Origin of the sequence: Rhizobium laguerreae (assembly GCF_019778565.1) — a bacterium.
In the GTDB taxonomy this organism is placed as follows: domain Bacteria; phylum Pseudomonadota; class Alphaproteobacteria; order Rhizobiales; family Rhizobiaceae; genus Rhizobium; species Rhizobium laguerreae.
The window spans coordinates 26,614-43,430 of sequence record NZ_JAAXQT010000018.1; the positions used below are offsets into that span (position 1 = coordinate 26,614).

The window sequence follows — 16,817 nt, forward strand, 5'->3', positions numbered from 1 at the left end:
GCGATCAGCCTACGACGATGACCTCATGATCGAGCACCTGGCTGATCTCGATCACCAATTCCTCGCCTTCGACCTTAACCTTCGGCTGAAGGCCACTGACCCTCAGGGCGACGTCAGGCGCGGCGCGCGAGGCCGTCTTTCGCCGTAGCCGCAGCGTTACCGGGCCGATAGGCAGGAGTTCCGCTTGCCGGCCGGGGATACGCGAGGTGAGGATGCGGTTGTTGAGATGGACAATCTGCCGTTCACCCTGCCGATAGGCCGCGGCAGTGATGAACCCATGGCCACCCTCCAGCGCGAGAAACGCGCGATCGGCCAGGATCCACTTGACTGCATTGGCAATCAGCTGGCCATGCTCGAACTGCTCGTCGCGTGCGAAGCACCGATCGAGATCGGCGACGAACCAGACGAAACTGCTCCCATTCGCACCCTCTCGGACGGTGATCGCCGGCAGGTCAGTATGCGGCTTGCGCATCCAGGATGTTTCCGGCGGATAGATCGGGAAATCCGGGATAAAGGTTGCAAGTACCGTAACATCGCTTTCGACAGCGACGACCGGCAGGAAGCCTCCGAAGGGCAGGGTATCGGTCTCCTCGAAACCGGCGAGAACCGGATGCCGCTCCCCTGAGGCCTTCGGCGCCGTTTCGTCTTTTGGTCCGTGCACGCCGGCGCGAAGCTCAGGTGAAAGCCGCAGATAGGTATGACGGGCGCTGGTCTCGATATCGGCATTGGCCAGTTCCTGTCCGCCAAGGCTGGCGCCCTCGCTATGCAGGCCGAACAGATCGGCAAGCGCAAAATCGGGGCGCTTGTCGCCATGCTGGCTGTAGAGGCTGGTTTCCGACGTAGCGATCACCGACCCGCCCTGCGCGGCAAAGGCCCTGATGGCATCGGCCTGTTCGTCTGAGATGGCGGCGAGATTGGGCAGGATCAAGACGCGGAAGCGACCGGCCGCCTTGGCAATATCGTCGGCATGCACCGGAAGATGAGGGATGCCGGCTCGGTCGAGTGCCCTCAATGCACCGCGATAGGGGTTCATCGTCCGGTCGTTGGCATGGTCGCGTCCGTGGAAGTCGTGGTTCGTCTGTGACCAGACGACGCCGACATCAGCTTCCGGCCGGCGGTTGAAGAGAACGTCTTCGTTCGCTTCGTGCCAGGTGAATATCGGTTCGGCGGTCGTGTATTGCCGGCGATCTTCATGCGAAGAGCCGATATGGTGCCACCATGGCTGGATACCACCTGCAAAAGCTGCCGATGACCAGAGCCTGACTTCGGCAACCGGCATGCTGGCAAGTCGGAAAGCAGGCGAACCAAGTTGATATTGCGGCGTGCTTTCCGGGATGAGTTTGTCCCAACCGCCGACCTCGTGGAGCCGTTTGCCAGCTTCTGTGTTGTCTTCGAAGCCGTCGACGCCGTTCCGGCGCTGATGGTCGAGCATCACGATCGGACTGCGGCTGAGGATAGCCGGCAGGTCGATGAAGCGATTGCAATTGTTGAGCACGTCGCCGCTGATCATGCCCATCCAATGGCAGTCCCTGCCGCCGGCCTTGGTCGTGACCCGGTTGTTCAGCTCCCAGAGATCTGTGCGGCGCTGGAAGTTCCAGCGGATCCAAAGCCGGTAATTCTCATCGCCCCAGTCGTGGCGGCGCGGCAGATCAACGCCCGATGAGGTGAAGAACTTCTCCTCGCAATACCGGCAATAGCAGATGTTCTTGCGCGGAATCCCTGCCCAGCTGTTGTCGGCGAAACCATCTGGCCGGCTTCGCTCGATGATCTCTTCCATGATCAACGGAAGATATTCGCTGTAATAGGGCGAGTTGATGCAGGTGAGGTATTTGTCGGCCTGTCGATATGGCTTACCCTCGATGTCGAGGCAGATCCAGTCCGGATGAGCGCGGTAGAAATCCTCGGCCACGCGATTGGAATCCATGCGGGCGATGACATTCAGGCCCTCCTTGCGGGCCGCTGCGACGATCTCGCCATAAAGGTCGCGTTCGCCGAGCGCCTCGGCGCGGTGATGCAGCGGGAATTTCGTCGGATAATAGCTGACGATACCGCCGGCATTGACGATCACGCCGTTGATACGGGTGCGGCGCCAGTGTTCCCGCCACCAGTCGCCATCGTAGCGTGCCGGGTCGATCTCCACCAAGTTGGTCTGGCCCCAACGTCTGGCCGTGTGGTACCAAGGTTCCGATCCCATACGATAAATGCTTTCTCTTCGATTGATCTGCCGACAGGTTAGAGAATTTGCGGCCCGCGTCTCGGTTCTTCGGCGAGAATTCCGCGATGCGGAAAAGTGTATGGGCTGCTCCTACCCTTCCGGTTGACTTCGCCAGGCTTTCTTGGGAAGGAGCGATCAGGCCGTCGACTTCACGTCACGGGGGAGATATCTTGCGCAGCCGCCGGACAGATGGACGTCCCACGATCGCCGATGTCGCACGCCTGGCCGGCGTCGGCGCGATCACTGTCTCGCGTGCGCTGCGCGATCCGTCGCTGGTGTCGGCATCCTTGCGGGAAAGCATCGACAATGCGGTCCGCCAGTTGAACTATATTCCCAATCTCAGCGCCCGCGCGCTTGCCTCGATCCGAACGGACGTGATCGGCGTGCTCGTTCCCTCGCTTACACAGAACATTTTTTCCGACGTGTTGCGCGGTATCTATGACGGCGTCGAAAGCACCGAGCTTCACGTCCAGATCGGCAATACCCGCTACTACCAGGAGGAGGAGGAGCGGCTGATCGCCCAGATGCTGCGTCAGAAGCCGGCCGGCATGATCATCTCCGGTGTCGACCAGAACGAGGCCTCGCGACTTATGCTGAAAGAGGCCGGCTGTCCGGTCATCCAGATCATGGATCTGAGCGACGACCCGATCGACACGATCATCGGCTTCTCCCACTATCAGGCCGGCCGTGCGATCACCGAGCATCTTCTCGAATCCGGCTATCGCAATATCGGTTTCGTCGCCGGCTGGATGAATGGCCGATCGCTGTCGCGCCTTTCCGGCCTTCGCGACGTGCTGACGGAAGCCGGCCTTTTTAATCCTCGTCTCATCACACCGATCGACACGACCCATCAGCCACGTGGCGGTGCAAGTTCCGAAGCGCGCCGCTTTGTCACGCCGCTCGCCGCCCGCCGACTGCTGGCGGACATGATCGAGGCTGAGCCCGAAATTGATGCCGTCTTCTGCAACAACGACGTAATGGCGCTCGGTTCGCTCTTTGAATGCATGCAGCGCGGTCGGCGCGTACCTCAGGACATGGGGATCGCCGGGTTCAACGATTTCGAGGTCATGGAGGCCGCCTATCCGGCGATCACCAGCGTGTATACGCCGCGCTGGGAATGCGGCTACGAAGCTGTCACGAGGCTCCGTCGCCGGCTGGCTGGCGACAATAGCGGCGAAAAGATCGTCGATCTCGGTATTAAAGTCAAAACGCGCGAAAGCACCGATCGGAACGGCAAGCTACCGTCTTCACCGCGATAGCTGTGACGCGGATCAAGCACCGGCACATAGCGCGAGAAGGTCTCGATCACCATCACGCCCGCAACTTCTTTCCGGTCGCCAGCTGGTCGTGAACGAAGTCCATGGCCTAGACATCGGTCCAACCGCCATTCGCCGATCCTCCCGCAGTTTGGCTTTGACTCGGCGCTTTGGCGTTTTGTTCCGCAGTTGAAGGCCCAAGTCCCTGTAAATCCTATAGGTTCTCTTGATGTTGGTGCCCCAACCCTCACGCTCTAAGAGCACATGCACCCGGCGATAGCCGTAGCGCACTTAGGTTTCGCAGATCTCGCGAATACGACATTCCAGGCGGCCTGATCGGCACGGCGAGAGGTGTAGTGGTAGCTTGAACGATCGAAGTTCAGCGCCCCACAAGCACGCCGGATCGAGATCGCCCAATCGCGGCACATGCCCTTCACCACCTCCCGCTTGCGAGGCCTTAGAGCTTTCGGCGAATGACGTCCTGCTGCATCTCGCGGTCGAGTGTCAGGTCCGCGACGATCTTCTTCAGCCGTGCGTTCTCGTCCTCGAGTTCCTTCAGCTTCTTCATCTCCGGCGGCAACATGCCGGCATATCTTTCTTCCAATTGAAGTAGGTCGCCCGGCTGATCCGGCAGATCTCCGCCACCGGCACACCTTCGTCACCCTGCTTCAGAACAAACGCTCAGCAAGTTCTCTACCATCCGCAGGCTGAGAGGGAACCGGAAATAGAGCCACACAGCGTGGGCGATGATTTCGACGGGAAAACGGTGGCGGCGATAAAGCGGATCACGGTCGTCATGACCCGTTATCTTATGTCGATGTCCGTGTTTCGTTAAGTTGATGCCGCAGTCGGAGTTCCTCGCAAGTTCCCTCAATCAGACGGCAAGACGAGATCGCGGTACACTTACGACGTTTTCACTGGGCCGTTCACCCGCTGGTTTCGAAGCAATTGCTTCATGTTTTCAAAGCGCTTGCCGTGTTCTGCATCGCGACGCAATCCGACAGCCGTACAGAGGATATCGACGACGACGAGGGCCGCGATGCGCGAGATCGTCGGCGTATAGATATCGGTATTGTCGAGCGTCTCGACCAGGATCGCCACGTCGCAATGGTCGAGCAGTGGCGAGCGCGATCCGGAAACCGCGATCACTTTGGCGCCACCATCCTTGGCCACCTTGGCCACCTCAATCATTGCGATCGTGTGCCCGGTATTGGAGAAGATCACCGCAACGTCGCCGGCCTGCATCATGGATGCCGTCATCAATTGCTGGTGGGTGTCGGCCTGTGCGCCGCAAGGCACGCCGAACAGCGGAAACTTTTGCTGCGCATCGAGTGCCACGATGCCGGAGGCACCGAGACCGAAGAACTCGATACTCCGAGCCCCGCTAAGCAGGGCGATGGCTTCACCCAGCGCCTGCGTATCGAGATGGCTGCGGGCCCAATCGAGGCTGGTCATCGTATAGCCGAAGATCTTCTCGACCAATTCCGCAGTGCTGTCATTCTTCGAAAGCACGGAATGGGTCGCGGTCGTACCGAGCGCCAAGCTATGGGCAAGCCGGAGCTTGAATTCCTGGTAGCCGCTGCAGCCGATCGCCACGCAAAAGCGGATCACCGTCGGCTCGCTGACATCGGAAAGTGCCGCAGCCTCCGCGAGCGCGGCGTTGAGAATGCGGTTGGGATCCTCCAGCACGCGGTTGGCCACCTTGCGCTCGGATTTGCGAAGGCCAGGCAGTGCCTGCCGCACGATTTCGAGTATGTTTTGCCCGGTATTGCGGCTGGATATCTCGTCATATGCCATCTGAGATTTCCTGCCACCGTGCACTACGCACCGTCAAGACGAAACTCGATGCCGTAGCGGGCGCGACGAAGCGTGATGGGTGCTTGCTCAGCCGCATTGTCGATCTCATCGGGCGCGATTGTGTTGAATGCGAACATGCCGTAGTGATGGGCGATCATCGCGGCGATGGCGCAGCGACCGGAAAGCGTAATCGCTTCGGCAAGCGTCAGGTTGCCTGCAAAGCCGGACGTTCTCAGCGCCTCCGAGCGGCCATTGACCGGCAGAAGTGCCAGATCGGGCGCAAAGGCCTTGATCTCCTCACTCTGCCCATCGAATGGTATCGTATCGCCCGAGTGGAAGATTCTCACATTGCCGAAGACCATGCCGTAGCCGAGAAACCGGTGTTTTCCTGCCTCGTCGCGCTCCAGGGTTTCGTGCGCGGCACGCATGACATGGAGCTCCAGGCTTCCAATCGTCTTACGATCACCGGCATCGACCTCGATCAACCGGCTGGCATTCAGACCGATCCGCTGTATGGCGAGCTCGCGCGAAGCAGAGGGCACCACGAAGTTCAGCTCAGGCAGGCGTTTTGCCAGCAAGCTCAGCGTCTCGCCGTCCATGTGGTCGGTGTGATGATGCGTGCACAGCACAAGATCGACCGGCCCGAGCTGATCCTGCGTCAGTGGTGCAGGGGCCATCCTCTCATGCGAAAAAACAGCACCGCGATATTTGACCGCAAGCGAATCCGAGAGATAGGGATCGATGACGATGCGCCAGCCATCCGCATCGATCACGAAACCGGCCTGTCCGAGCCAGTAGAGCGAGACGCCGTCGCCCGGCCCCATCTCGAGCCTAGCCGCGAGCGGTTCGTCGAAGGGGATCGTGCGAAGCGTGATCATGGGTCAGGCCGTCAGGGCATGCTGTTTCAGGCCGAAGGATTCCATCAGGTTGAAGACCGCCATCTCGGTCGCGCGGTTGACACTTTCCTCGGTATAGCCCCCGATATGCGAACTGGCGATGACGTCCGCCCGCGAGGCAAGGCCGGGAAAAGCGGGCGGCTCGGGATCGAACACGTCGACGCAATAGCTCCGCAACTGCTTGGCGTCGAGCGCCTCGATCAACGCGGCCTCATCGACCAGCGAGGAGCGAGCCGTGTTGACCAGGATCAGGCCCGGCTTCACCGCCGCCAGCATATCGCGATTGACCAGCGCGCGGTCCTTGCTCGGTGGGCAATGCAGCGTCAGGATATCGGCTTCCCGGAAAATCTCGTCATGCTTTGCCCAGCGAAAGCGTGCGGGATCGATGCCAACGTCGGGACGGGCGGGATCGAAAGCCATCACGTGTGCGCCCATTGCGGCCGCCAGCCGGGCAACCGTGCCGCCGACCGCGCCGCAACCTATGATGCCGATCGTGCGGCCGAAGAATTCGATGCCGCGTCGGCGCGGCCAGCTGCCGGCCTTCAGTCCCTGGTCTGTATAGGGCAGATGGCGCATGGCCGAGAAGATCATCGCGATGGCGAGCTCCGCCACCCCCCGCGCGTTGGCGCCGTCTGCCGTGCGGACTGCGATGCCGCGCGATTTCAACTCGCCGAGCGGCAGGTTGTCGAGACCAGTGCCATTGCGGCTCACGACACAAAGCCTCGACGCAGCGGCGATCACCTTCGGAGACACCGGCTCCACACCTGCAAGCCAGCCTGTGACATCAGGCACCAGCCGCAGCAATTCCGCTTCATCTGGCAGCTTGCCGGATGTCGCATAGACGATCTCGACGCCCTGGCGGGCCATGCCCTCGATTGCGGGATGCGGCGCTTCGGTCAGCGAGCGCGGCGTGACGAGCACTTTGTGGCCCATGGTTCAGCCTTTCGTAACATCGATCGCGATCTTCGAGATGGCGTCGAATTCCGGTCCTCTTTGCGGTATGTCGATATGGAAGACTTCCGCGATCACCTCCGTCCAGCCGTGGATGAAATAGACCCAGCCATCTTCTATCTGGAGGTTGCGCGCCTTCTCCTGCGCCCGCGCCTGGTCGAGAAAGATCAGCTCGCCGCGATAGTTAAGGTCCCAGGCGACGCCGTTTTCGGGAAAAACCACGGCATTCGTCAGCGGCGAACCGGGCGCATCCTTGCCGAGCCCGGTGGCATTGATCACCACGGAGCCCGGCTTCAATCCGGCCACGATCGCGTCATTGTCCGAGGGCTGTGGCGCCAGGACATATTCGACCGGCACGGTCCTGCCCATCGCATTATGAATGCGCCTGATCTCCTCGATACGGTGCTGGCTGCGATTGGAAACGATGATGCGCGATGGCCTGTCGTCCGCGCGCCGCTTATGCATCATGTGCCATGTCAGCGCGATCGTCGAGCCACCCGCACCGATCGAGAAAAGATCGGCGCCGGTGCGCTCGAAATAGCCGTCCGGCAGAAAGGCATCCATCGCCAGGCCCGATGAGATCGGGTCCTTGGCGTGGCAGATAAGCTTGCCGTCGCGCTTGGAGATGCAGCTCGTCTCGTCCATCAGCCGCGCATTCGGATCAATCTCGTCGAACATATCCTTGCAGGCATTGAAGAGATCGATCTTGTGGGTGGTCACCAGCGCGCCCAGCGACATCGGATCGTCGCGGATGAAGGCGACGGCCTTGCGATAGGCTTCGGGCTCGGCATGCAAGGGGAAATCGATGCCCCTGATACCAGCGTCTTTCAGCCCGAGATGATCGGCCCAGGCTGGAAACACCTTCATGATCGAACTCTTGCCGGTGGTCACGCCGATGAAATAGAGCGTCGGCCGGGTTGCCGTAGCATAGAAGTGCATCGTGATCCCCCTCGATCAGTCGAGCCTAGCCATGATGCTGTCGACCAGCGCCTGCGGCCGGGCCAAATAGGCCGTGTTGTCGATGGTCTTCCATCCGCCCTTGCCGTCATCGACGATGCGGCTCTTCATGCCGCCTGCCTTGGCGATGACGTCGTAATCCTGGCCAGAATCGGCGGGATAGGCGAAGGTCATGACCAGCGGCTCGCTGCCGACATTGACAGAACGATGAATCCAGAATGGCGGCACATAGCACATCGCCTTGGGGCCGATCTCGACGGTGCGGATATCACCTGCCGGGCTTTCGAGCAGCATGACGCCGAGCCCGCTTTCACCGTAATACATTTCCGGCCGGTTCGGCCGTGCATGGATATGGCCGCGCGTCATGTAATATTCTCGGCCCACCTTGCCAGGTTCCATGCGGGTGACGCCGATGATGATGTCGCCGGCATTTGCCGAAGGTTTGTAGTCGGTGACTTCATAGGCAACCTCATCGCCGCGCGCGGCGACCACCGCCGCAAACGCTTCGGCGTCCTCATAAAGCCCTTCCAGATCGCGGAATGTCTTCACATAGCGGTTGGTAGCGCCTTTTAGCTGGCCGGCTGCGATGTCGACATATCCGATGCCCGGCTCGAACAAAGCCATTGCTATCCTCCAATTCGTTTTCGGTAGTTATACTACATAACGACGATTGAAGCGCAAGTGTTGGAACCCGCCAAACCGTTCATTTTTGACCGTTGCGGCGCAAAATGTCGGTTTGCACCGCAATAAGTGTGCCAAATTCATTAAGGTGGGGGAAGTGGCGGCTTGACGCTGCGCGAAAAATGTATTTTAACTACAAAAAGGAGGCCGCATTGCTTCCATGTCATGGAATCGGAGGAGAAACCCATGAAGATTACCCTATCAGGATGCGTGCTGGCTGCTGTCATGAGTGTTGGCTCGTTCGGCGTTGCACAGGCTGCCGATTGCAAGGTCGGCATCGCGATGTACACGCTCGGCGCTCCCTATTTTGCCGCACAGGTTGCCGCCGCCGAGGACCAGGCCAAAAAGGCCGGTTGCGAAGTGACCAGCGCCGACGGTCAGAACGACATGGCCAAGCAGATCGCCGACGTCGAAGACATGGTTGCCAAGGGCGTTAATCTGCTGATCCTCAACCCGCGTGATCCGGAAGGTCTCGTTGCCGCCGCTGATGCTGCCACCACTGCCGGCGTCAAGGTTGTGGTCATGGATTCCTCGATCAGCACCAAGGCCAATGTCATCACCCAGGTTCGTTCGTCGAATGACCAGAACGGCTACCTCGTCGGCCAGTGGCTTGCCAAGACCATGCAGGGCAAGCCGATGAAGATCATCCTTCTCTCGGGCGACAAGGGCAATGAAGTCGGTCGAGATCGCCGTCTCGGCGTCTTCAAGGGGCTCGTCGAAGGCCAGTTGGTCAACGACGGCAAGGTCAGCTTCGAAGTCGTCGGCCAGGGCTGGGGCGGCTGGGCCCATGAAGGCGGTCTCGCTGCCATGGAAGACTTGCTGACCGCGCATCCCGACGCCAATGTCGTGCTCGGTGAGAACGACTCCATGGTGCTTGGAGCGATGAAGGCGCTCGAAGCCCAGGGCAAGACCGACGTGCTGGCGCTTGCCGCTGCCGACGGCCAGAAGGAAGCGCTCGCCCTCATCAAGGATGGGAAGTATGGCGCGACCGGCCTCAACGATCCCGATCTCGTGGCCCGCACGGCGGTCGATATCGGCCTTAAGGCAGTGAAGGGCGAACTGCCGGACAACTTCCCGAAGCTCAACCTGACGACTCCTGACGTTATCACCAAGGACAATGTCGACAAGTACTATCGCGCTGACGCTGTCTTTTGATGCCTTTCCTTCCGCAAGTCGTGAAGATGAGACGGCGGGGCCAACCTCCGTCGTCTCATTGCCTTCTGTCCGGAGTACCACTGTGACCGAACTCGTCAAACTCAAGTCCATCTCGAAGTCGTTTGGAGGCATCCATGCCCTGAAATCGGTGGATTTCGATGTCCGGCCCGGCGAAGTCCACGCCTTGCTCGGCGAAAATGGCGCCGGAAAATCCACGCTGATGCGGGTTCTCGGCGGCGAGATGCTCCCCAGCCATGGCGAAGTCGTCATCGACGGCAAGCCAGTCGTCTTCCGCGATCCCCGGGATGCACGTGCGTTGGGCATCGTCGTCATCCATCAGGAACTGGCGCTGGCGCCCGACCTGACGGTGGCGGAAAATATCTTCCTGGGCGAACTGCCAGGTGTCATTTCCCATGCCAGCCTGCGCAAGCGTGCCAAGGAACTTATCGATCGCCTCGGCTTCAAGATCGATCCCGGCCGCATAGCCGGCACGCTCGCGGTTGCCCACCAGCAGGTGGTCGAGATCGCCAAGGCGCTGTCGCAGGATATCAAGATCATCGTCTTCGACGAGCCGACAGCCGTGCTCGCCGCGCAGGATGCGATGAAATTGCATGAGATCATCCGCGGCCTTCGCGATCGGGGCGTCGGCATCGTCTATATCTCGCACCGCCTCGACGAGGTCTTCGACATTGCCGACCGCATGACCGTGATGAAGGACGGCCAAACTGTCGGCACGGTTGCCACCGGTGATGTCAAGATCGACGACATCATCCGCATGATGGTCGGCCGGCCGATATCAGCCATGTTCCCCGAGCGCGGCAAGCGCGTCATCGGCCAGGAAATGCTCAAGGTCGAACATCTCAATGCTGGGCGCATGGTGCGTGATGTGAGTTTTTCAGTCCGCGCGGGCGAGATCGTCGGCCTCGGCGGCCTGATCGGTTCAGGCCGCACGGAGGTTGCCCGCGTCATCTTCGGAGCCGATCCGCTCGAAAGCGGCACGATCACACTCAAGGGCAAGGTGCTCAAGCCGAGATCGCCCAAGGACGCGGTGGAAGCCGGAATTGGCCTGGTGCCTGAGGACCGCAAGCAGCAGGGCGTCATTCTCGACAAGCCGATCCGAGTCAATTCCACTATGGCCAAAATGTCGTCGGTCGTGAATGCCTTCGGTTTTCTCAAACGCACCAAGGAACGTGCCGATGTCACCGCACTCGGCAAGAGCCTCAGGTTGAAGGCCTCGAGCGTCGATGCGCCGGTCTCCAGCCTCTCCGGCGGCAACCAGCAGAAGGTCGTGCTGGCTAAGTGGTTCCATGCCGATGGCGATGTCATCATCCTTGATGAACCCACGCGCGGCGTCGACGTCGGCGCCAAGAGCGAGATCTATGCGCTGGTCAATAAGCTCGCCGAGGATGGCAAGGCCGTGCTGGTGATCTCGTCGGAACACCAGGAACTGTTCGGTCTCTGCGATCGCGTGCTCGCCATGGGGCAGGGACAAATCCGCGGCGACCTGACGCCTGAGACCTACAGCGAAGAAAACCTGCTGGGCCTGTCGATGACGGGCGGCGCACGAACAGCAAATCAGGGTAGCCAGGCATGACAAGCACGACAGACACCGCCAAGCAGCCGGAAGAAAAGATCAAGGTTGATTATCGCTCGATCATCCAGCGCTTCGGCACGCTGGCTATCTTCCTGGTCCTGGTCGTGGTCGCGACCATGTGGTCGGAAAACTTCCTCAGCCGTGGCAATATCCTCAACGTGCTGCGCCAGGTGGCTTCCAGCGCCGGCATCATGGCGGTCGGCATGCTGTTCGTCATCCTGACGCGCGGCATCGATTTGTCCGTCGGTTCCGTCATGGCGCTCGGCTCGGTCCTCACGGGATATTTTTGCGCCATATCAGGCTATGGAACCGCGCCAACCATTCTCATGGTCCTCGCCTGTGGCGCGGTTTGCGGCCTTGTGACCGGCGGCTTCATCGCCTATCTGCGGCTCCCGTCCTTCGTCATGTCGCTGGCGATGATGGCGATCGCGCGTGGCCTGTCGCTGATCATCTCCGAGGGCAGGCCGATACCGCTCGATGAAGCGGGTGCCGTCTTCAGCCGGTTCGGTTCCGGCTTCCTGTTCGGCATCCCGCAGCCGGTGCTCCTGATGTTCGCCGTCTTCATCGTCGCCGGCGTGGTGCTCAATTTCACCCGCTTCGGCCGCATCATCACGGCAATCGGTTCGAACGAGGAGGCCGTCCGTCTCTCCGGTATCGCCGTGCCGCGCTATATTCTCGCTGTCTACATGATCTCCGGCGTGCTGGCCGCTGTTGCCGGCATCATCTCGTCGAGCCGCACCGGTGTCGGTTCGGCGCAGGTCGGCGTCGGCGCCGAGCTCAATGTCATCGCGGCGGTCGTCATCGGTGGCGCCAGCCTCATGGGTGGCAAGGGTGGGGTGATCAACACGCTGCTCGGCGCGCTGGTCATGGGCATCATCGCCAATATCATGAACCTCGCCGGCGTCCCTGGCTACCACCAGCAGGTCTATATGGGCGCCATCATCGTCGTTGCCATGCTGCTGCAATACAGCACCGGTTCACTGAAGCGCTGAAGCCGGAGAGGCAATCCGCATGATCTCCGCCCTCACGCTCGCCATCGATGTCGGCACGGGAAGTGTCCGCGCCGCCCTGGTCGATGGGAAGGGCAGCATCGTGACGATCGCTGCCCGCGAGCACGACCAGATCGTGCCGCGCTTCGGCTGGGCCGAACAGCGCCCGGCGGATTGGTGGACAGGTGTGGTGGCGACCATCCGCAGCGTCCTCGCCAAAGTGCCAGACGCGAAGAGCCGCATTTCCGTCATCGTCGCCTGCGGCCAGATGCACGGCACGGTGCTGGTTGATTCCGATGGCCGCCTGACGCGCGATACGGTTCCGCTGTGGAACGACAAGCGCACGATTGATCTCGTCCGCGATTTCGAACGCGACAACGCGCCCGTGACCTATCTCGCCGAAAGCGGCAATCCGCCGACGCCGGCCTGGCCCGGCTTCAAGCTCGCCTGGCTGCGCGATCATGATCCGGAAGCCTATGCCAGGGCCGCCCATGTCATCATGCCGAAGGATTACATCAATCTCCGGCTGACCGGCGAGATCGCCATGGATGAGGGCGATGCTTCCTGTTCTTTCCTGATGAATCCCGGCACGCGGGCCTGGTCCCCTGTCATGGTGAAGCGCCTCGGCCTCGACGCATCGAAATTGCCGCCGATCCGCAACCCGCTGGAAATCCTTGGAACTATCACCGAGACCGCTGCCGCCGAGACCGGCCTCGCCAGCGGCACGCCGGTGCTGGTCGGCGGCGCGGATTATCCCGTGGCACTTCTCGGTTCCGGCACGTCGCGACCCGGCCTCGTCTCAGATGTGACCGGCACATCCTGCATCCTGACCCTGATCGCCCGCGCACCGCTGCTCGACCCCGATATATCCAATGTTGCGACGGTCGAAGGCAATTGGGGTCCCTTCGTGCTGCTCGAAACCGGCGGTGATGCCATGCGCTGGGCACGCCGTGCACTGCACGAGGGCAAAGAGAGCTACGACCAACTCGTCGCCCGCGCTGATGCTGCGCCCGTGGGCTCCGACGGCCTGTTCTTCCTGCCCTTCCTGACCGGCGAACGGCTCGGCGCGCATCGCAATGCCCGCGGCCAGTTCTTCGGACTCGGTGCGGCGCATGGCCTGAGCCATCTCAATCGTTCCATTCTCGAAGGCGTAGCCTTTGCCGGCGCCCGCCATCTGAAGATCATGGAAAACGCATCCGAACAAAAGATCGAACGCGTCATCGCATCCGGCGGCGGTGCCAAGACCGAACTCTGGCTCCGCATCAAGGCCAGCATCTACGGCGTGCCGATCGTGGTGCCAGAGGAACAGGAGTGCGGCATCCTCGGCTGCGCCGCGATGGGCGCGGTCGCCACGGGCGCAAGGTCTTCGCTCGACGAGGCGATCTCCGTCTATGTCCGCTATACCGACGAAATCCGGCCCGATCCAGCCTGGCAGGAGCGCTACAGCCGGATGCAGCCGATTTTCGACAAGCTCTATTTCAACAGCCAGTCGCTCTATGATGATCTCGATGCGCTGGCCGATCCATCATTGCAGGACGGGTGAGGAAAGCATGTATCTCGAATTGTTCAGCCTCAAGGCCAAGACGGCGGTTATCACGGGTGCCGCGCGCGGCATTGGTTTTGCCACGGCCGATGCGCTCAGCGAGGCCGGCGCCACGGTCATCATCACAGACATGAACGGAGAGGCGGCCACGAAGGCCGCCGAGGAACTCCGCGCCAAGGGCCGGTCGATCGACAGCGAAACGCTCGACGTCACCGATCCCCGCGCGGTCGAACGCGTGCACGCGGCGATCGTCGCAAAACACGGTCGCGTCGATATCCTCGTCAACAATGCCGGCATCGCGATTTCCAACCGTCCGGCCGAGACCATGGACGACCCGACCTGGCTCAAGGTCATCGACGTCAATCTCAACGGCCTGTTCTGGTGTTGCCGAACATTCGGCAAGGCGATGCTGGAGCAGGGCGGCGGCAACATCGTCAATGTCGGCTCAATGTCCGCCGAGATCGTCAACCGGCCGCAGGAGCAGGCACAGTACAATGCCTCCAAGGCCGGCGTGCACCACCTGACGCGTTCGCTCGCCGCCGAATGGGCGACGCGCAACGTCCGCGTCAACGCCGTGGCCCCGACATACATCGAGACCGAACTGACCCGCTATGTCTATGACGACTCCGAAATGATGAAACATTGGGTCGGCAACACGCCGATGAACCGGATGGGCCAGCCGCCGGAAGTCGCCGCTGTCATCCTGTTCCTCGCATCCGACGCGTCGAGCCTGATGACCGGCTCGATCGTGACGGCCGATGGCGGCTACACTGCCTGGTAATTCAAGGAGGATTTCATGAAAGAGATATTGGATACGTTCCGCAAGGATCTCTATGCCGGCAAGAAGGTGCTGGTCTCGGGCGCCACGAGCGGCATCGGCCTGGCGATCGCACAGGGCTTTGCCGGCATGGGTGCAGACGTCATTGCCACCGGCACGTCGCAGGCGAAGCTGGACAAGATCAAGAACGATCCCGCGCTCTCCGGCATCCGGTTCGAGCATCTGGATGTGCGCGATCGGGCGGCGATCGACAAGTTCGTGCCGGCGCTCGGCTCGCTCGAAGTCCTCGTCAATGCCGCCGGCATCGTCAAGCCGGACGAGGAGTTCAACGAAGACGCCTATCTCGAAGTGATCGACATCAACATGAACAGCGCCATGCGACTGGCCATGGCAGCGCACCCGCTGCTCAAGCAATCCAAGGGCGCGATCATCAATACGGCCTCGATGCTCTCCTATCTCGCCGATGACCGGGTGCCGGCCTATTGCGCGAGCAAGACGGGCATCGTCGGCCTGACACGGGCACTTGCGCACAAGTTCGGACCCGACGGCATCCGCGTCAACGCCATCGCGCCCGGCTACCACAAGACCGCGATGACCCAGGATCTCTGGTCAGTACCGGAATATGCCGGCAAGATCGAACATCGCACCGCGCTCAAGCGCTGGGGCACCGTCGATGACCTCGTCGGCACATGCCTCTTCCTTGCATCGCCTGCCGCGCTCTACGTCACCGGCACCACGCTTCCCGTCGATGGCGGATACGTGAATGGCGGCTGGTAACCACGAAACGACAGCCGAGCGGGCGAACCACGCCTGCTCGTCTACAAATGTAAAGTTCACATACGATTGTGCATAAAGGATGCATCTCCATGTCCAGGGAAAACGCTGGTGGCCGATCGTTCGGAGGACCGAACACATACATCCAGCGCGCTGGCGGACTGACCCGGCTTGGCGAACATGTATCGGGACTTGGCGACAAGGCATTCCTGCTCGCTGATCCGTTCGTGCTCGATCAGTATGGCCCGACTCTCAAGGAAAGCATGGAGAAGGCAGCCCTCGCCTACCAACTCGAACGCTTCAATGGCGAATGCTCGCAGGGCGAGATCGATCGTGTTACCGCACTGGTGAAATCCTCCGGTGCGGGTGTCGTCGTCGGCATCGGCGGCGGCAAGACGGCAGACACCGCCAAGATGGCCGCAATCGCCACTGGTGGCCGCATCGCGATCGTCCCAACCATCGCCTCCACCGATGCGCCCTGCAGCGCCATCGCCGTCCGTTACAGCGATGAGGGCGTCTATCAAGAAGCGCATTTTCTCGGCCGCAATCCCGATATCGTCGTGGTCGACAGCGCCGTGGTCGTTCGTGCGCCGGTGCGTTTTCTGGTGGCCGGCATCGGCGACGCCCTCTCGACCTGGTTCGAGGCCCGGTCCAATCTCGACTCGAACTCGAACAATCTGGTCCGGCCCAATATGCTGCCGCCCGCCGCCGGCATCGCCATCGCGCGCGCTTGCCATGACGTGCTGATGCGTGATGCGCTGGCCGCCAAGCTCGCGGCCGAGAAGGGCGCGCTGACATCAGCCGTCGAAAACATCATCGAGGCCAACACGCTGCTCTCCGGTCTCGGTTTCGAGAATTGCGGCGTCTCGGCCGCCCACGGCATCCACGACGGCCTGACGGTGCTCGATGAGACCCACGGCTTCTTCCATGGCGAAAAGGTCGCCTTCGGCGTGCTTTGCCTTTTGATGCTCGAAGGCCGGCCGCTCGCCGAGATCAGCGAGATGACAGCATTCTGCCGGGCGCTCGGACTTCCCACCCGCCTCGCCGATCTCAACCTCGCTAATGTCAGCCGGGCCGACATCGAGCGGGTGGCGGGAGCGGCCCTCGCCGAGGGTTCGCCGACTTGGAAAGTAGCGGTGCCGCTCTCCGTAGCCATCGTCCGCGATGCGATCATCGCCACCGACGCCTTCACCACCAGCTTCAAGGGCTGACGAAATTTCTTGGAAGACAG

14 protein-coding genes and 2 pseudogenes are annotated in these 16,817 nt (G+C 61.3%); 8 read left to right on the forward strand and 8 right to left on the reverse strand.

From position 1 onward, the window contains the following. Positions 1–4: 4 nt before the first annotated feature. Complete coding sequence (locus tag HFO71_RS34165) at positions 5–2,194, reverse strand: alpha-amylase family protein (RefSeq protein ID WP_168340913.1); 2,190 nt, start codon at positions 2,192–2,194, stop codon at positions 5–7. A 191-nt stretch (positions 2,195–2,385) separates the two neighbouring features. Here HFO71_RS34165 and HFO71_RS34170 point away from each other — a divergent pair, with 191 nt between their 5' ends. Then, positions 2,386–3,474, forward strand: a complete 1,089-nt coding sequence (locus HFO71_RS34170) for a LacI family DNA-binding transcriptional regulator (RefSeq protein WP_245007077.1) — start codon at positions 2,386–2,388, stop codon at positions 3,472–3,474. Here the strand turns inward: HFO71_RS34170 and HFO71_RS34175 are convergent. From HFO71_RS34175 to HFO71_RS34205, 7 genes and pseudogenes are all read right to left on the reverse strand, one after another. Continuing rightward, positions 3,459–4,143: pseudogene (locus HFO71_RS34175) on the reverse strand (IS3 family transposase); the annotation flags it as partial. The gene HFO71_RS34170 and the pseudogene HFO71_RS34175 sit on opposite strands and share 16 nt — an antisense overlap. Before the next feature lie 7 nt (positions 4,144–4,150). Continuing rightward, positions 4,151–4,279: pseudogene (locus HFO71_RS34180) on the reverse strand (IS6 family transposase); the annotation flags it as partial. 95 nt (positions 4,280–4,374) lie between these two features. After that, positions 4,375–5,268, reverse strand: a complete 894-nt coding sequence (locus tag HFO71_RS34185) for an SIS domain-containing protein (RefSeq protein ID WP_168340914.1) — start codon at positions 5,266–5,268, stop codon at positions 4,375–4,377. Between the two features lie 23 nt (positions 5,269–5,291). Beyond that, the gene (locus HFO71_RS34190; RefSeq protein WP_168340915.1) at positions 5,292–6,146 is read right to left on the reverse strand and encodes an MBL fold metallo-hydrolase; all 855 of its coding nucleotides are present in this window, start codon (positions 6,144–6,146) and stop codon (positions 5,292–5,294) included. A 3-nt stretch (positions 6,147–6,149) separates the two neighbouring features. Then, positions 6,150–7,097: an NAD(P)-dependent oxidoreductase gene (locus HFO71_RS34195; protein WP_168340916.1), complete on the reverse strand. Its 948-nt coding sequence runs from the start codon at positions 7,095–7,097 to the stop codon at positions 6,150–6,152. Positions 7,098–7,100: 3 nt separating this feature from the next. Further along, complete coding sequence (locus tag HFO71_RS34200) at positions 7,101–8,054, reverse strand: shikimate dehydrogenase family protein (RefSeq protein ID WP_168340917.1); 954 nt, start codon at positions 8,052–8,054, stop codon at positions 7,101–7,103. 15 nt (positions 8,055–8,069) lie between these two features. Further along, positions 8,070–8,696, reverse strand: coding sequence for a glucose-6-phosphate isomerase (locus HFO71_RS34205; protein WP_168340918.1), 627 nt, complete (start codon positions 8,694–8,696; stop codon positions 8,070–8,072). Between the two features lie 282 nt (positions 8,697–8,978). Here HFO71_RS34205 and HFO71_RS34210 point away from each other — a divergent pair, with 282 nt between their 5' ends. From HFO71_RS34210 to HFO71_RS34240, 7 genes are all read left to right on the forward strand, one after another. Beyond that, positions 8,979–9,908, forward strand: a complete 930-nt coding sequence (locus HFO71_RS34210; RefSeq protein WP_372353430.1) for a sugar ABC transporter substrate-binding protein — start codon at positions 8,979–8,981, stop codon at positions 9,906–9,908. 82 nt (positions 9,909–9,990) lie between these two features. After that, complete coding sequence (locus HFO71_RS34215) at positions 9,991–11,502, forward strand: sugar ABC transporter ATP-binding protein (protein ID WP_338150509.1); 1,512 nt, start codon at positions 9,991–9,993, stop codon at positions 11,500–11,502. Beyond that, on the forward strand, positions 11,499–12,494 hold the full coding sequence (locus HFO71_RS34220) for an ABC transporter permease (RefSeq protein WP_168340921.1): 996 nt from the start codon (positions 11,499–11,501) through the stop codon (positions 12,492–12,494). The genes HFO71_RS34215 and HFO71_RS34220 overlap by 4 nt, the downstream gene beginning before the upstream one ends. Before the next feature lie 19 nt (positions 12,495–12,513). Next, a complete protein-coding gene (locus tag HFO71_RS34225; RefSeq protein ID WP_168340922.1) occupies positions 12,514–14,034 on the forward strand; it encodes a xylulokinase in 1,521 nt (506 codons plus the stop codon). Between the two features lie 7 nt (positions 14,035–14,041). Beyond that, complete coding sequence (locus HFO71_RS34230; protein WP_138331017.1) at positions 14,042–14,815, forward strand: SDR family NAD(P)-dependent oxidoreductase; 774 nt, start codon at positions 14,042–14,044, stop codon at positions 14,813–14,815. A 15-nt stretch (positions 14,816–14,830) separates the two neighbouring features. Then, positions 14,831–15,589: an SDR family NAD(P)-dependent oxidoreductase gene (locus tag HFO71_RS34235; protein WP_168340923.1), complete on the forward strand. Its 759-nt coding sequence runs from the start codon at positions 14,831–14,833 to the stop codon at positions 15,587–15,589. A gap of 89 nt (positions 15,590–15,678) precedes the next feature. Then, positions 15,679–16,797, forward strand: coding sequence for a glycerol dehydrogenase (locus HFO71_RS34240; protein ID WP_168340924.1), 1,119 nt, complete (start codon positions 15,679–15,681; stop codon positions 16,795–16,797). The last annotated feature ends 20 nt before the right edge of the window (positions 16,798–16,817 follow it).

What these genes read in the sequence shown, in the direction of transcription:
- HFO71_RS34205 (WP_168340918.1), bottom strand. Translation starts at nt 8,696, where the DNA reads ATGGCTTTGTTCGAGCCGGGCATCGGATATGTCGACATCGCAGCCGGC.
- HFO71_RS34165 (WP_168340913.1), bottom strand. Translation starts at nt 2,194, where the DNA reads ATGGGATCGGAACCTTGGTACCACACGGCCAGACGTTGGGGCCAGACC.
- HFO71_RS34195 (WP_168340916.1), bottom strand. Translation starts at nt 7,097, where the DNA reads ATGGGCCACAAAGTGCTCGTCACGCCGCGCTCGCTGACCGAAGCGCCG.
- HFO71_RS34220 (WP_168340921.1), top strand. Translation starts at nt 11,499, where the DNA reads ATGACAAGCACGACAGACACCGCCAAGCAGCCGGAAGAAAAGATCAAG.
- HFO71_RS34185 (WP_168340914.1), bottom strand. Translation starts at nt 5,268, where the DNA reads ATGGCATATGACGAGATATCCAGCCGCAATACCGGGCAAAACATACTC.
- HFO71_RS34190 (WP_168340915.1), bottom strand. Translation starts at nt 6,146, where the DNA reads ATGATCACGCTTCGCACGATCCCCTTCGACGAACCGCTCGCGGCTAGG.
- HFO71_RS34200 (WP_168340917.1), bottom strand. Translation starts at nt 8,054, where the DNA reads ATGCACTTCTATGCTACGGCAACCCGGCCGACGCTCTATTTCATCGGC.
- HFO71_RS34210 (WP_372353430.1), top strand. Translation starts at nt 8,979, where the DNA reads ATGAGTGTTGGCTCGTTCGGCGTTGCACAGGCTGCCGATTGCAAGGTC.
- HFO71_RS34225 (WP_168340922.1), top strand. Translation starts at nt 12,514, where the DNA reads ATGATCTCCGCCCTCACGCTCGCCATCGATGTCGGCACGGGAAGTGTC.
- HFO71_RS34235 (WP_168340923.1), top strand. Translation starts at nt 14,831, where the DNA reads ATGAAAGAGATATTGGATACGTTCCGCAAGGATCTCTATGCCGGCAAG.
- HFO71_RS34240 (WP_168340924.1), top strand. Translation starts at nt 15,679, where the DNA reads ATGTCCAGGGAAAACGCTGGTGGCCGATCGTTCGGAGGACCGAACACA.
- HFO71_RS34230 (WP_138331017.1), top strand. Translation starts at nt 14,042, where the DNA reads ATGTATCTCGAATTGTTCAGCCTCAAGGCCAAGACGGCGGTTATCACG.